Source organism: Paenibacillus sp. OAE614, assembly GCF_040546645.1.
GTDB lineage: Bacteria > Bacillota > Bacilli > Paenibacillales > Paenibacillaceae > Paenibacillus_AQ > Paenibacillus_AQ favisporus.
On record NZ_JBEPOD010000001.1, the window covers coordinates 1642038 to 1657718 of the forward strand.

The following is a 15681-nucleotide window of genomic DNA, read 5'->3' on the forward strand; positions in this document are numbered from 1 at the left end:
TTGAAGAATATGAGGGAGTGTCGCGTTGAATAATATGGTTTGAAAAGGCTGTTGGGAATTTTCCCGACAGCCTTACGCATTCGTAAAATATTGCTTTTTAGTGCGTTGGGATGATTTTACCATTCATCCCTCACTGCCTGTAAGGTCCGCACCCGCGGCAACAGCAGGTGATCGCTTCATTCCACCGTCATGCTCACCTTCAATTACGATGACAGGAACGAAAATATGTTCAAGCCGGTGTTCGAAAATGAGGTTCAGGTCTTCGCCCTCCCGCTTTAGCTGAACCGGACTGTCATCCGTCAGCAGATTTGCTGTACCTTCGCAGAAAAATTCCTTTACCTTGACGGTTATTCCGTTTGGACGACCTAAGATGATCAGGTACAGTTGGTTGCCTTTCCTAGTAAATCGGATCGTTTCACCGGTCTCCGTTTCCGCTTCCGCACGGATCCAGGGACGCGTACCATATACGGCCTCCCCATTCCGTTGTAACCAATCCCCGAATTTGGACAACCGGCTTAACTGCTCGGGAGGAATTTGAGCATCCTCGCCACGCGGACCTACATTCAGCAGCAAATTTCCGTTTTTGGACAAGGCATCTATAAAATCGATTAGCAAGGTTTCAAAGGATGAATAGTCTGCATCCTGCTCATTGCGGTTGTAGCCGAATGAATGGCCGATTCCGCGTGTCATCTCCCATTTTCCAGGTTGTATTTCCTTGTGTTTGGTATATTCCGGAGTCGAAAAATCGCTATGAGGGATAGCAGGCTGCGCCAGGGCAGAATGAATATCCGGATTGTTCATGATCATTCGTTTGATCATTATGTCCATCACTGCGCGTACAGGTTTGAGACTTAACAACTTGTTAGCGGAAGTCGAATGCTTCCAGCGGTCATTGACCACGCCTTCGGGTACAGCGTTATAGTAGTAGGCGAACAATCGAAAAAGGGAGTCTTCGTTCCCTGGCCAGCATATATCGTTCCATAGAATATCAGGGCGGTATCGGGAAATCAGTTCGCGGATCTGGGCGTCGGCGTATGCTGCATAACCGCCCCCGGGTGTGGAAAAGGAGTAGTCCATAAACGTTCTTGAAATCCTTCTCCGAAAAGTCCAGTCGATCCCACCCGAATAGTAGATGCCAAAGCGCAGGCCTTCGCTGCGTACAGCGTCTGCTAATTCGCCGATGATGTCGCGCTCGCTAAACCAGTGCGGCTCATGCGGGTTGGTCACCTTCGTTGGCCATAGGCAAAATCCGTCATGGTGCTTCGATACGATTACGACGTATTTTGCACCGGCATTCCTGAAAATTTTAGCCCAAGCTATGGGGTGCCATTGTTTCACCCCGTCCATAAACAGCGGTTTAAATCCTTGGTAGGGCATGCTGCCATATACGGCTCGATGATAACGCGCAGACGGTGTGGTCTGGTCTTTGATCGCATTCCAATAGCCTTCAGCGTAAGGGTAGACGAGCATTGCCCGATCATAATCGGTCTTTAAAGTATCCGCAAAGTTACCTACGGGTGCAAAACCAGGTACGGAATAGGGACCCCAGTGTATAAAGATGCCGAATTTTGCTTCGTCAAACCATTGCGGAAGCGGGTGACCGTTGAGGGATTCCCGGGTGGGCTCGTAATTTTTAAGATTCACGGCTGCTTCCTCCGTCCTTGTAGCCTGATGATTGACCCGATAAATAATGGTTTACCGCCTTGTTGATAAAAGCTTGGGATGCCTCGAAAAGTTCCCGGTCGCCCTCCGGCCAAGATGCCCGTTCACCTTGCATTTGTACAAACGCATCCGCTTGTTCGCTTTCTCCGCCGGTTGCCTCTTGCACCATGGTGCACCAAGCCTTGGCCAGCTCTTGTGCAGCGGACTCTTCCGGCCCTGCGCCTGCCAGCTCCAGCGTAACGGCTTTTAAAGCCAGTCGTCTCCAGGTATGATACAAATCGAATGCACTTTGTTCCGTGGCAAATCGTCTGCCGAAAATTTCTTTTTGGGTTTCGCTAAAAGCATATTGTTTCCAATCGACCAGGCTGCTGTTGTTGAAACACCGGATAAAAAAGGCCAAAAGCTGCCACGGCGCATCATTTCCGGCCGCGACCGCCGTCCGGTGGGCCTCGATGGCGGCGATGCCTGCATAGGCTTCTTCTATTTTTCGGTAAAGCGCCAGTTCCTGCTCTTGCAGAATTTGTTCGATCTGCGATGAGTCGGGACGCTGGATGACTTTGTCGCGGATTTCTTGAAGAGAGAGCCCTAGAGATTTGTAAAAAATGATCTGCTCCAAGCAGAGGAGGTCGTCCTTCGTATAATACCGCCGTCCGCCTGCCGTACGGCCGGTTGTGGGCAGCAGTCCAATATTGTCATAGTGCTGAAGGGTCCGTACCGTTACGCCGGTAGCTGCGGATATTTCTCCGACCAAATAAGTTGTGTCGTCATTATGCATGCATCACACCTCCATCCTCATTACATCACATGACGTTACGTAATGAGCAACTGTTTTTTGGAAAGAAATCGTGCGTAACGGACGCGCATACTTCATTCGAGCCAAGACTTCGTCGTACTGGAGCGGGACATGCTCCCGAGATTCCTTTACTTAAAAAATATTTCAATCGATTTTCCAATCTCACGCGTCTATATTATAGAGCGGCCGCCAAGAGGCCCGTCGGTGAACGGGTTGTAGAGATACAGAGGGGGGAGTGGGGACGCTGAATGCTGATAGTACATGGAGCGAGATCCATATGAATAGAACCACGCTGACGGAAGCAGAAGCGTTTTTTGAGCGTCTGACCGCCGAGCAGCGAAAATTGTATTCCATCGCCTACAGTTATTTGCGCAGTGAAGCCGATGCGCTGGAAGCCGTGCAGGAGGCGTCATACCGGGCGTGGGTGAAGCGGAAGAAGCTGAAGGACCCGCAGTCCTTCACCCCGTGGCTCATCCGCATCACGATCAACTGCTGCATGGACGAGCTGCGGCGGAAGAAACGGGTGTTTCCGGTGGAAGAGCCGCAGGAAGGCGCCGTGCAGGAGATGAAAAGCAGCGAGCGGATCGACCTGCAGCGCGCGCTGGAGCGGATGAAGCCGAAGTACCGGCATGTCGTCATGCTGAAATATTACCAGGACATGACGTCCGTGGAAATCGCGAAGGTGCTGGGCAAGCCGGAAGGAACGATCAAGACTTGGCTGCGGGAAGGCCTGAAGCAGCTCCGGAAATATATGTAGAGGCTGAGCAGAAGGGAGGGAGAGGTTATGCCCGAAAAAGAACAGCGCATCCTGCTGCAGGATGCCTATGAAGTAAACAAGCATGCGGAAACGTTGCCTGAGATGAAATTGACTTTGGCTATGCGCAAAGGAATGGAGAGAGGAAAAATGCGTGAGAAGCGGCGTTTCTATTTTTGGAGTACGGGGACGGTTATGGCTCTCGCGGCGGCCCTGCTAATTATCAATTTCTCGATCGGCAGCTTGGCCCATCGGGCTGAGCCGGCGCCGAAGCAGACGGCGGGGATACCAAGTCAGTCCGCCTTAGATCCGTACCGCTCTACCTATCTGGATGGTCTGGCGAGCGCAATGGACCAGGGGCTCGTCAAGCCGATTGCCGAAAGCGTCGAACAAAAAGGGTATGGCGTAGAGGTGGACGGTGCCGTCACGGATGGCCGGATGGCTTATGTGTTGTTCGGTGTCCGCAACCAAACGGATAAAGAGGTCATCAACGCGGACGTAGCCCTTGAACTTGGCGGCGTGGAAGCCCCGTCCAAAGGAGCGTCGGTGGAATTGGCGGGAAGCAACAGCAACAGAATTCCGGCGAATGGAGCCAATCATTTTATTTACACCGTGCCCCTGAACCCGTCCGTTCAATATACCAAGGATGCCAAGTTTCATGTGATCTTGACGGAGACGTCAAACGAAGCGCTGATGTCCAGCTCCAATAAATACCGCACGGCTTTCGACATTTCGTTTGAGCTCGATCCCGCCATGTTCAAGGACAAAGAGCGCGTGCTGCACCCAGACCGGACCCTGACAGTAGACGGCCAGCAGGTTCATGTGACTCAGGTCATCTATACGCCGCTGCACACGTACGTCGACCTGGACTATGATCAGGCGAATGGGAAACAAGTATTCCGGCTGCTCAGTCCGGTGCTCATCGGGAAAGTCGGGGACGACATCGAAAAGCTGTATTATCCGAAGTGGTACTCTCGGGACAATTCGGAGGCCCTCACGGAAGGTACAGATGCGATGCTGATGTACGGCAGCGGCCAGAAATACGCCGAGTATGATTCCATTAGGCTCAAGACGGAGGGCACTGCTGCGGTAGACAAGGACCAGATGCAAATCGTGATCGACCTGAAGAAGAAGCAGATTGTGGAGGCGCCGGACGACCGGTTTACCCTGATTTCATACACCCGGCCGGCTGGCCCCGGCGAGGTGCTGATTCACCGCGAGCTCGAAAACGCCTATGCCGGCGAGAGCCTGTCGCTGTCGCTGGATGACAGCTTCACCGATGCCGACGGCAACGTCCACAAAAGGCAGTCTCCTGAAGGATATTCTCAAGGTGGACATAGCTGGTCCAACAAGAAGGACACGATGGGAGACGATTACGATTACAACTTCGGCAAGGATGCGGTAGACTATCCGCAGCCGCTGACCATTAAGGTGAAGCAGATATGGATGCCGAATCGCGATACGCAGGCGGTGGAACTGCTGAAGTAGCTAGCGTACAACCGTGTACAACCACAAAATATATAGACAGGCAGTCTGAAGGCTGAGGGGCCCGAAGGCTGCCTTTTTGTTCCCTTAGAAAAGCCCGGCCGGTGGGGTTGAAATGCGCCAGCAAAATTTGTATGTTGGATGCATACTATTTTTTCAACTGAACAAAAGGGGCTATGTCCGGTGAGATTGGCAGAAGATTACCTTCGGCTGCGAAGCGCTTATTCCGGTGAAAAGGAAGGGGAGCCGTTCCGGGTGACGATCGACGGGCTGGCCGAGGCCCTGTACTGCACGCCCCGCAACGCCAGGCTGATCCTGCGCAAAATGGCGGACGCCGGCCTGATCCGGTATGCAGCCGGGCAGGGCAGGGGCCATCGGTCCGAGCTGACGTTTCTGGTGGACAAGCGGGAGCTTGTGATCCGGGAAGCACAGCAATACGTGAAGCAGGGAGACGTGCAGGGCGCACTTCTATGGGTAAAAGAGCAGGCGGGCGAACCCGAAGTGATGCAGCGGTTTATGGACTGGCTGACCGGCTATTTCGGATACCGGACGGAAACGACCGGGGAGGGCCGTATGGTGGAGACGCTCCGCCTGCCGATATACCGGCCGATCGTGACGCTTGACCCGGCGGACGCAATGTATGCTTTCGATACCCATCTGATCCGCCAAATCCATGCGACTCTGGTCGAGCTGGAAATGGACACCGGCAAGGTTATTCCGGGCGTCGCACATCATTGGGAATCTAGTGCTGATGCCTGTTGTTGGACGTTCTATTTGAGAAAAGGCGTGACATTTCACGACGGCACGGAGCTTACGGCCGATGACGTCAAATACAGCCTGCTGCGCGTGCAGCAGGAATCCAACAATCATTCCTGGCTGTGCAGGAACATCGTTGAGATCTGCGCGGAATCGCGTTACACCATCCGCATGGAGCTGCGTCAGCCCAACGTCCTGTTTGCGTTATTTATGTCGCATACGGCGGCAGCCATCCTTTCCCGCGCCAGCGGGGAGTCCGGGGCCGGAACGGTTCCCGGCAGCCTGCCCGTCGGGGCAGGGCCTTACCGGATCGCTAAGCTTACGCTGGGGATGTGCGTGCTGGAGGTTTTCCCGGATTATTATGCGGCCCGGGGCCTGATCGATCGAATCGAAGTAATGATCATCCCGGACACCGGCGGAGAATGGACGGTGGAGACCAATCCGGGCGTACTGGTCGTCGAGACGGGAGAAGCGCGCCGTCAAGAGCTGAAGACGTGGCCGCGCAGCCGTCTCGTCACCGGATGCAGCATGCTGACGATAAACCTTGCGAAACCGGGGGTTTTGCAAACCGGTTCCTTCCGCAGGGCGCTTGCACTCGCGGTTGACCGGAGCCGGATGGTCCGGGAGCTGGGTTACCCGCATGCTTCCCCTTGCCTCGGGTTTCACCTTGAGCCGCAGCCGGATGCCGCTGATCCGCTGTATGATCCGGAAGAGGCATCGAGGGAATTGAAACGGTCCGGGTACGGTGGAGAGGCTCTGAAGCTGTATGCGTATCGTCGCCATGAGCAGGCGGCTTACTGGCTTCAGCAGCAATATGGTCAGGCCGGAATCCGGCTGGACGTGCATATTGTGCCCTGGGAGGAATTAATGAAGGAAGAGCGGATCTGGGAGGCAGACCTGATCCTGTTCGAGGCGCTGCTGAGCGAGGGGCTGCTCCGGCAGATCGAATATTTACTGTCCCGGTACAGCTTCATTCGCAGCATGCTGGATCCCGGAACGCAGGCGGAAGTAGACCGGCTTGTGGGGCAGCTGCTTCAGGAGGCGAAACCGGAAGCCCGGGACGAGGCGTTTCAGCGGCTGGAAACCTGGCTGATTGAGCGCAACATGGCGGTCTTTTTGACCTACAACGAAGCCCGGGTGCTGTCCCATCCGGCGCAGCAGGGCGTTCGGTTGAATGCCGCCGGGTGGGTGGATTTTAAGGACATCTGGTTTAAAGGGGAAGGTTAACAGCGGGAGATCAATCGCGATTGCTGTACGGGAAAACATGACATCTGGCGAAAGGGGAAAGGTTTCCCGGAAAGATTGCCTTTTTCTGAAGCTCGTCCGGCTGTACAATGATCACAGCACATGAGATGAAACTTACTAACGGAGTGAAGGTGAACGGTATGAAAATTATGCTGGACGATTTAAGCGGGCCGGAAATAGCCGCGTTGATCCGCGAGCATCTTCAAGGCATGGCGGAGGAGTCGCCGCCGGAGAGCGTACACGCCCTAGATCTGGACGGGCTGCGGCGTCCTGATGTGACGTTCTGGAGCGCATGGGAACAGGGAGAGCTGCTAGGCTGCGGGGCGCTGAAGGAGCTTGATCCCAGCCACGGCGAGATCAAGTCAATGCGGACCGCATCCGCCCACTTGCGTAAAGGCGTGGCCCGATCCATCCTGGCCCATATCATTGAGGAGGCCCGGCGGCGGGGATACCGGCGGCTGAGCCTGGAGACGGGCTCAATGGCGTCGTTCGAGCCGGCCAGACGGCTGTACGCAACCTTCGGATTTGAGGAGTGCGGCCCATTTGCGGACTATACGCTCGATCCTTTCAGTACTTTTATGACCCGAGAGCTGTAACCTAAACTTGCGGAGCTTGATGTGAAAAAAGGACATGCTTCCTGTCATCGACAGGTTGAGCATGTCCTTTACTTCATGTGCCGGAAGACTTAGCAAGGAATGACAGCGGTGAAGGTACTGCCTTGGCCGGGCGTGCTTTGCACGCTCAAAGTGCCGCCGTGGGCTTCGGCAATCCATCTGCCGATGGACAGCCCGAGGCCGTGGCCGCCCAGCTCCCGCGCGCGGGATTTGTCCACGCGGTAAAAGCGTTCGAAGATGTGCGGCTGTTCCTCCGGCGGTATACCGATTCCGTTGTCACTGACGGTCATGTGCAGCATTCTCCGTTTGTCCTCCCGGATCTCCAGGGCAAGGGAGACAGTGCCGCCCTCCGGCGTGTACTTGATGGCATTGTCCAGCAGGATGACCATCAGCTGCTGCAGGCGCTGGGCATCGCCATGAACCGTCATGCCGTCCTCCGCATGTAGCTTCAGCGCAATCTGCTTGGCCTGCGCCAAAGGAAGCAGGGATGCTACCGTCCGTGAGGCTTCAGCCGCCAGATCAAAATCAGTTATGCTCAGCTGAACCTCATCCGAATCGGAGCGTGCCAGCGTCAGAAGGTGGCTGGAAAGGTCGGTCATCCGCTTGGCTTCTTCCCGCATGTTGTCCAGCACCCTCCGGCTGAACGGATCGTCCTTCAGGCTGTTTTCCATTTCGAGCACCTCAATGGAGGACAGGATGACGCTGAGCGGCGTGCGCAGCTCATGTGAGGCGTCCGCGACGAACTCGCGCTGCCTCGTATACGAGCGGGCGATCGGAACCATCGCCTTGACCGACATGTTCCGGCTGAGAAACACGGCCAGGACGCAGAACAGCAGCGCGAGCCCGACCAGCACGAGCAGGAGCCAGCCGAACAGCCGGTACTGGCTGCCTACCTCTTTGGCCACGTACAGCGTGCCTATAAAGACCCCGTTATCGTAAACGGCCTTGCCGGCAAGAAGCATGCGGACATTTCCGGGAGCCGCCTTGCGGGGATCGTTCCCGTGTCTTGGTGGCCCTGCATCCCGGCCGGTTTCCTTGATCGTAACGGTCTTGTACTCCGTCTGATCGCCTTCGGGCGTCCACTCCGCCACCGCGCTGCCGACCGCTGCGCTCAGTCCCATCCGCTGCTGCGCTTCGTACAGAAAATTCCCATGAGGGTCCTTGAAGCAGCCCACCGTCTGGTTCGCTAACGATGGATAGCTGCTGCCGAGATTACCTTCAATATTATAGGAGCCGGTATGCTCCATCGATTCATGAAACGCATAGGACATATCCTGAATCCAGTCGTTCAGCTGACTTTTCTGGTCGTTGATCAGCAGAAAATACAGCAGCCCGTACACCGTTCCGATGAACAGGGCGAGAAAAGCGATAAGCACCGCGGTATACTGCAGCGTCAGCCGGTTCTGGGTTCTTTTGAACAGGTCACTCCCCTGCCGGGGCCAGGCGAAGGGGGATTTCCATTTCCATTTAGGCTTCAATTTTATAGCCGACCCCCCGGATGCTCTGAATCAGCTCTTGATCCAGTCCGCTGAGCTTCTTGCGGAGCAGCTTGATCATGGCGTCGATCGCTTTGGGGCCGACATCGGCGTCGAGTCCCCAAATCCGGTCCAAAATGACTTCCCGGGTCAAGGTGATGCCCTTGTTCTGAATCAGCAGGTCCAGCAGCTGAAACTCCCGCGGTGTCAGCTGGACGAGCTCTTCCGCGATGCTTGCCGTCTGGTTGGTCCGGTTCAGGATAAGGCCGGGAACCTGAACTTCCTCACCTTGAATGGGCGCAAAATTCCGCCGCGACAGGGCGCGGAGCCGGGCAAGCAGCTCCTCGATTTCAAACGGTTTGACCAAATAGTCGTCGGCGCCCGCGTCCAGTCCATTGATCCGGTCCTGCAGTCCGTCCTTGGCGGTCAGCATCAGGATGGCGCCCATGTATCCTTCCTTCCGCAGCTGCCGGCAGGCCCAGACGCCGTCGCCTTCCGGCATCATCCAGTCGAGAATCAGGACGTCGTAATTGGAGGCTTCGGCATACTCGCAGGCTTCCCTGCCGGTGGTGACCCAATCCGCGGAATGGCCGCCTTTTTTCTTCAGCATGTGCACGACCAGCTCTCCCAGCCGCATATCGTCTTCTGCCAGCAATATTTTCATCCATATCCGATCCTTTCCCGCATCTATATAGATTGAACTAAAGTTTTGCATCAAGCTTCCTGTTAGAAAAGTTTAATACGGCCTGATATATTTCTTTCTTTAGTTCATTCGATCTAGCTCCTGAAATAGTGCCGGAGTTAAAGTTTAATAAGAGCATACTTCCGGCGGACAAACCGAGTCAAGAATCGGGGGCCGGCCGGTGCTTCAACCTGCCCTTCCAGCTTGGGTGCAAGCAATGGTTTGGCGGCTACGCACGATTTTGAGGACTCTGCATATCACAAAAGCCCCAAAACCCAAGGCTTTGGAGCTCTTGAAGGTTTGGGGCTGATGACGAAGGCGGCATACCCCCCGTTATACAACGGAGAGATGCGCTTTTTGATGATACGACGGGTTATGTCGTTAACTTCGCGTAGACTATGAAGAAAATCATGATCTCTCCGACGATGGCGTAATTGGGGACGGGGAAGATCAGGTCAATCACGAAGCAGCAAGCAAGAATCCCCAGCATAATAGCCAGATGATAGGGCTTCAGCCGCAAATGTTTGTGTCTGTACCGGTGAAACACCACAGAGGTTGATAAGAAATACAGGAGCACGGACCCAAACACGAATGCCAGCAAGAAGGAGTAATCCATCTGGTCTTTGTATAACAGCTGAATGGCTGCCGCGATCATACTCATCGACAAGTACACGAATAAGTGGCCGTAAATAATCATTTGGCCGGCCGTGTGGATTTCCCGGCTTACCTTTTTGTCGATGTTATCAAAGTACTGCCACCACATGGCAATGACCAGCAGGCTGGTAAAGGCGACGAACAAGACGGAGGGCAGATCCCAGTGGTTAAACTGCAGCACGGCCAGAATACTGACGACCGATTCGCCTAGAAGAATCAAGGTAAACAGTGCGAAGCGTTCGAACAAGTGGTGCGTATTGATCGGCGTTTTGACCAAGTGCCGGCGCCCCATTAAGGGAAGCAGAATATCTACGGCGATCCCCACGTACAAGACGGCATACCGGATCCAGGAGTCGAAGAACAGCGAGCAGGCCGAGATCAGAATGCCGATCAAAAAGTGGGTGCCCAAATAGGAGGCGGTCACTTGTTGATGCGCCGCTTTGGCCCGGTGGACCAAAAGATACTGCAGGGCCGTCAGCACCCTTGAGCCTATGTATCCTACAAAGAAGGGAACATAGTATTGGTCAAAATCTGGGGACAAACTCGCCGTCATGACGAGAACGAACAACAGCTGAAGGATCATGAAGACCCTGTGAATTAAAATATCCTGGCCAAACCGGTTCACAAAGAGCGTTTGTCCTACCCAACCCCACCAGATCGGGATAAAAATCAGCACGAATTTGCTCAGGTACTCCAAGGGAATGGTCCCGTGTTCCGCATGCAGCAGGACATGCGTTGCTTTGGACACGGCTGCGACTAAGAGAAGATCGTAAAACAGCTCCAGCCAGGTCACCTTTTTTTCAATCATAGCCTTATAGATCCCCTCCTTGATGTGATGAATGCCGTCAAATGAGTCACAAGCGAATCCGCCGCTCATCCGAAGAATCAATTTATTATATCAATTTTCAAATCCCGGTCTACTACATTTTTGGAAATAGGACTGCAGGCTGTAACCGAAGTCCCGGATTGTTAAGCAGGGGTAAATACAACGGCCTTTTTTACTGATTTTTTGTACATTAGAGAGAAAAACTCAGTTAATAAGAATTTTATATACACAAAAAACATTATGTGCTATTCTAACGTTGCCAAAGGGATGTTATGCGTCAAACATCGTTTGTCGATTGCCACTACGCTTCTTGGCTGCACGGAGCATCGGATCAACATTGGACGGTCCTTAGCCTGATGGACGGGCATCATGGGATGCTGTGGTCCTTACCGGGTGATTTCATGCTTTTTGAAACTACGCATTGTAGTATAAATTATGGGAGGGAATACATATGACAAAGAAGGTTGTTTTGGAACCCGCTGCTTTGAAATTTGCACAAGATACCGCCAATCCGCCGTATTTGTTTGATCTTGGACCGGAAAAAGGGCGCGAAGCCGTAGACGAGGTTCAATCAGGAAACGTCCTAAAGCTGCCAGTTGAAATTCAGGATATCACCGTTGAGGGAGGGCCGAGCGGACAGGTTTCGGTCAGACTGCTTCGTCCCGAAAACGTTACAAATAAGCTGCCGGTCATTCTTTATATCCATGGCGCCGGCTGGGTGTTCGGAAATGCGCATACCCATGATCGCCTGATTCGGGAGCTTGCAGTCGGTGCCGAGGCCTGCGTCGTATTCCCGAATTACAGCCTGTCTCCGGAAGCAAAATATCCCACGGCGATCGAAGAAATCTACGCGGTTCTGACCTGGATTGCGGAACATGGCGAGGCGTACGGCCTGGATACGGACCGCCTTACCGTGGCTGGGGACAGCGTTGGCGGAAATATGACCGCTGCGATCACGCTGATGGCGAAAGAACGCAAGGGTCCCGCCATTCATAAACAGCTGCTGTTCTACCCGGTGACGGATTCAGGCAACGATACGGAGTCCTATCATCAGTTTGCGGAAGGTTATTTCCTGCGCCGCGACGCTATGGCCTGGTTCTGGGAGCAGTATATTGCGAAGCCGAGCGATAAAGAGGAGATCTATGCTTCCCCGCTGCGGGCAACTCGCGAACAGCTCGAAGGCTTGCCTCCTGCACTGGTCATTACCGCTGAAGCGGACGTTCTTCGCGATGAAGGCGAAGCTTACGCCAACAAACTGCGCGAAGCCGGCGTCCGGGTGACCGCTGCCCGTTTCCAGGGGGCCATTCATGACTTCGTCATGCTGAATGCCCTTGCGGATACAGCGGCGGCTAGAGGCGCGATCGCGCTGGCGAACGCTTGGCTCAAAGAATAGCAGGGGCGGTGAAAATAGCAAATGGCGACAACCATAGGCATTATGGTGGGGAGTTTAAGGGAGCATTCGTATAACCGGATGATTGCGGATACGATCCCGGAGCTTGTGGATTCCGCACAATATGAATTCATCTCGATTGCGGATCTTCCCTTGTACAACGCGGATTTGGACCGGGAGGAAAGCCCGGAGTCTGTCAAACGCTACCGCGAAGCGGTTCAACAGGCGGACGGAATCATCATCGTGAGCCCGGAATATAACTCGGGCATCCCGGGTGTGCTGAAAAATGCGCTGGACTGGGCCTCAACCCCGACCAAAACGGCGGTCCTCATTCATAAACCGGCCGGGGTCATCGGTGCGACGCCGGGCGTTAAAGGGACGATTTTGTCGCAGCAGCAAATCCGGCAAACCTTGGACGCCGTTCAGTCTTATGTGATGCCGTTTCAAAAAATGTATATATCGCAGGCGATGGAGAAGGTTGATCCGGAGAGCGGTAAGCTGACCGATGAAACGACCCGCAGGTATGTACAGCGTTACGTGCGGTCGTTCATCCAATGGGTCGATCAGGTACAGCAGATGAACGGGCAATAACCATTTTAATCAGGAGCTGAGGCTATTATGGGTAACATTGCGGTTTATGGATTCGGTCGGATCGGAAGACAGCTGCTTCGGGCGTCGTTGGAACAAAACTTGTTTGTTCCTTATTCCATCTCCGATATCAAAGATGAAGCGACGCTGGCGGCGCTGTTTGAAGTGGACACCAACTACAAGCGCTGGCCTGAGAACGTATCGGGCGGCGAGGGCGCGATCGTGATCGGCGGCCGGGATATTCGGTATTTGAATTCGGCCAAGGAAGTGCCTCATTGGGGTGAGCTCGGCGTCGACCTGGTCGTCGACTGCACCGGGCGGGCCGTGACGCGGCCTGTGGCCGAACAGCACCTGGAGCGGGGCGCCAAACGGGTGCTGGTCAGCGGACCAAGCAAAACGCTTGATGACTGCGACGCCGTTCTGCTGAAAGGAATCAATCTCGACAGCTTCGATCCGGAAAAGCATAAAATCATCAGTATGGCGAGCTGCACGACGAATGCGCTGGCTCCGGTCGTCAAATTGGTCCGGGAAAACTACGGTATCAAATACGGCTTGTTCTCCACGGTACACTCGTATACGAACACGCAATCGTTAACCGATCAGCCGATGAAGGACCGCCGTGATTCCTGGGCTGCGGCCGAAAACATCATTCCGTCGTCTTCCGGCGCCGCCAAAGCGCTCAAGTTCATCTGGAACGATCTGCAAATTACCGGCAAAGCGTACCGCATTCCGACGCGTACGGGCAGCATTGCCGAGCTGAACCTGATCACGGAGAAGTCTTGTACCGTTCAGGAGATCAATGATATGTTCCGGCAGGCCGCAAGCGAAGGCGATTTGAAGGGTGTGCTCGACGTTTTGGAAGGGGAATGGGCTTCGTCACGTATCGTTGCCGATCCGCACTCTTCGATTATCGACCTGCCGTTAACCCAGGTGCAGGGGGAAATGCTGTCCGTCGCCACTTGGTACGATAACGAATGGGGTTATGCCTCCAGATTGGCGGAAGTTGCTGCTTATTTGGCAGGGAAATAGCATGAAATAGGATTGCAGTTACAGAGGACAGGGGCTGCCGGTGAGTGCCGGCGGCCCTAATTTGCTTGAGAAAGGGACGGATCGGATTCGCTCCGAAAAAATGGATTGACAATGAGAAGAACATCATTTATCTTTAATTTAAGATAAATAAATTCGAAATAAAAACCCGGATCCCAAAATCCTAAAGGAGCGATACAGATGTTCACACGCACGGCAGGTATTCATCACATTACGGCATTTTCAAGAAATCCCCAGGAAACGATTGATTTCTACAGCGGCATCCTCGGACTCAGCTTGGTGAAGAAGACGGTCAACTTCGATGATCCTACGGTATATCACCTGTATTTCGGCGACCCGGCGGGATCTCCGGGAACGATCCTGACCTTTTTTCCCTATCCTCGGGCCCGGCAAGGGCAGATTGGGGGCGGTCAGGTGGGCATCGTGACCTTTGTCATTCCACCGGGATCCATCGATTTTTGGCAGGAACGGCTTGCTTGGTTCGGACGGGATGCAGCAAGCAGCAAGCGGTTTGGCGAGAGCTATCTTCAATTCTCGGATCCGGACGGACTGCGCCTGGAACTGGTTGAGCGGGAAGACGGAGCCAGGGGCGCAAGCCCGCTTGAAAGCATTCCGGATGACCAGGCTATCAAGGGATTAGGCGGCGCGGTTCTGTTCAGCGAGGCATATGCCGACACAATCGACGTGCTGGAGAACCTTCTCGGACTGGCCAAAATCGGGGAAGACGCCGGATACGCCCGTTTTCAAGCGACGGCTGAGCTCGGCAACCTGATCGATGTCCGTATGGTGAACATGGAAGCGGGACATGGCACTGCCGGAACCGTACATCACATCGCCTGGCGGGCAAGCGATAACGCGGAGCATGAAGCGTGGAGGGAACGCGTGTCGGTCAATGGCTTTGACGTCACTCCGATAAAGGACCGCCAGTATTTTAAAGCCATCTATTTCAGGGAACACGGCGGAATCCTGTTTGAGATTGCGACGGATCCTCCTGGATTCGCCCGGGACGAAGCCCCGGATGCGCTGGGACGCAAGCTGATGCTGCCGGAATGGTTTGAACCGCAGCGCGGTGACATTGAGGCCCGGTTAGAGCCGGTTACGACCGAGAAAGTATGGAATTGACCGCGAAACAGGCGGTGTGCGATACCGTGAAACAATCAGCATTCGAATATAGGGCTGTGTAGTATCGCCGGCCATCGATGATCCCTGCAAGGACGGGGGTCATCTTTTTTTTGGCCATCTTCTGCCTGAACGCTAGACTTTATTGTGAGACTTTGGCTTTTCACCATCTTTTCACCATCGCCCCGTACAATGACAGCATAACGGGAATGAACATACTTGAAACAAGGTGGTCTGTATATGGCAAATTCCAAATGGATCAAATGGACGGCAGGCATGGCGGGTGTGGTCATGTTTACAGGTTTCGTAGGATATATCTCCAAATTTAATCCGGCCGACACTGCTGCAGGGAATGTAGCGAGCGCTTCCCCGATCTTCGGAGCGGGACAAGACGACTCGAGCGGCGACGTCGAGAACCAATGGCGGGACGAAGCTTCCGGCGGGGACGCAGGGTTCTCCGGGCAGGAACGCGGATTTATGGGCGGCCGCTCCCGGTCGGGCATGGACTTCGACTCCGGGCAAAGCAGCAGCGGTGAAGGCTCCATGCGCACCCACGCTTCCTAGCGGCAGGCGGTGGACGGAGGTGATTGA

At 54.4% G+C, this 15681-nt stretch carries 14 protein-coding genes; 9 read left to right on the top strand and 5 right to left on the bottom strand.

Annotation, left to right across the window (positions count from 1 at the left end; genetic code table 11):
* Positions 1-123: 123 nt before the first annotated feature.
* Both ABIE48_RS07870 and ABIE48_RS07875 read right to left on the bottom strand, forming a co-directional pair.
* Entirely contained in the window at positions 124-1644 is a 1521-nt protein-coding gene (locus ABIE48_RS07870; RefSeq protein ID WP_192714848.1) for an alpha-L-fucosidase, read from the bottom strand.
* Positions 1634-2437 (bottom strand): MerR family transcriptional regulator, encoded by an 804-nt coding sequence (locus tag ABIE48_RS07875; protein WP_192714847.1) that lies wholly within the window; start codon positions 2435-2437, stop codon positions 1634-1636. The genes ABIE48_RS07870 and ABIE48_RS07875 overlap by 11 nt, the downstream gene beginning before the upstream one ends.
* A 295-nt stretch (positions 2438-2732) precedes the next feature.
* Between ABIE48_RS07875 and ABIE48_RS07880 the strand changes: the two genes are divergently transcribed.
* From ABIE48_RS07880 to ABIE48_RS07895, 4 genes are all read left to right on the top strand, one after another.
* Complete coding sequence (locus ABIE48_RS07880) at positions 2733-3212, top strand: sigma-70 family RNA polymerase sigma factor (protein WP_076168631.1); 480 nt, start codon at positions 2733-2735, stop codon at positions 3210-3212.
* A gap of 27 nt (positions 3213-3239) precedes the next feature.
* Positions 3240-4697, top strand: a complete 1458-nt coding sequence (locus tag ABIE48_RS07885; RefSeq protein ID WP_192714846.1) for a DUF4179 domain-containing protein — start codon at positions 3240-3242, stop codon at positions 4695-4697.
* 180 nt (positions 4698-4877) lie between these two features.
* Positions 4878-6677, top strand: coding sequence for an ABC transporter substrate-binding protein (locus ABIE48_RS07890; protein WP_192714845.1), 1800 nt, complete (start codon positions 4878-4880; stop codon positions 6675-6677).
* A gap of 158 nt (positions 6678-6835) precedes the next feature.
* A complete protein-coding gene (locus ABIE48_RS07895; RefSeq protein ID WP_145022276.1) occupies positions 6836-7291 on the top strand; it encodes a GNAT family N-acetyltransferase in 456 nt (151 codons plus the stop codon).
* A gap of 89 nt (positions 7292-7380) precedes the next feature.
* Here ABIE48_RS07895 and ABIE48_RS07900 read toward each other — a convergent pair whose 3' ends face one another.
* From ABIE48_RS07900 to ABIE48_RS07910, 3 genes are all read right to left on the bottom strand, one after another.
* Positions 7381-8787, bottom strand: coding sequence for a sensor histidine kinase (locus tag ABIE48_RS07900; protein WP_192714844.1), 1407 nt, complete (start codon positions 8785-8787; stop codon positions 7381-7383).
* Complete coding sequence (locus ABIE48_RS07905; protein ID WP_192714843.1) at positions 8777-9448, bottom strand: response regulator transcription factor; 672 nt, start codon at positions 9446-9448, stop codon at positions 8777-8779. Before ABIE48_RS07905 ends, ABIE48_RS07900 begins: the two co-directional genes overlap by 11 nt.
* 391 nt (positions 9449-9839) lie before the next feature.
* The gene (locus ABIE48_RS07910) at positions 9840-10928 is read right to left on the bottom strand and encodes a low temperature requirement protein A (protein WP_145022267.1); all 1089 of its coding nucleotides are present in this window, start codon (positions 10926-10928) and stop codon (positions 9840-9842) included.
* Positions 10929-11397: 469 nt separating this feature from the next.
* On the opposite strand from ABIE48_RS07910, the gene ABIE48_RS07915 reads away from it, so the two are divergent.
* The 5 genes from ABIE48_RS07915 to ABIE48_RS07935 all read left to right on the top strand — a co-directional run bounded on the left by ABIE48_RS07915 (position 11398) and on the right by ABIE48_RS07935 (position 15654).
* Positions 11398-12339, top strand: coding sequence for an alpha/beta hydrolase (locus ABIE48_RS07915; RefSeq protein WP_192714842.1), 942 nt, complete (start codon positions 11398-11400; stop codon positions 12337-12339).
* A gap of 21 nt (positions 12340-12360) precedes the next feature.
* Entirely contained in the window at positions 12361-12927 is a 567-nt protein-coding gene (locus ABIE48_RS07920; protein ID WP_145022261.1) for an NADPH-dependent FMN reductase, read from the top strand.
* A 27-nt stretch (positions 12928-12954) separates the two neighbouring features.
* On the top strand, positions 12955-13953 hold the full coding sequence (locus ABIE48_RS07925; RefSeq protein WP_145022258.1) for a type I glyceraldehyde-3-phosphate dehydrogenase: 999 nt from the start codon (positions 12955-12957) through the stop codon (positions 13951-13953).
* Between the two features lie 198 nt (positions 13954-14151).
* Positions 14152-15093: a ring-cleaving dioxygenase gene (locus ABIE48_RS07930; RefSeq protein ID WP_192714841.1), complete on the top strand. Its 942-nt coding sequence runs from the start codon at positions 14152-14154 to the stop codon at positions 15091-15093.
* 237 nt (positions 15094-15330) lie between these two features.
* Entirely contained in the window at positions 15331-15654 is a 324-nt protein-coding gene (locus ABIE48_RS07935) for a hypothetical protein (protein ID WP_145022252.1), read from the top strand.
* The last annotated feature ends 27 nt before the right edge of the window (positions 15655-15681 follow it).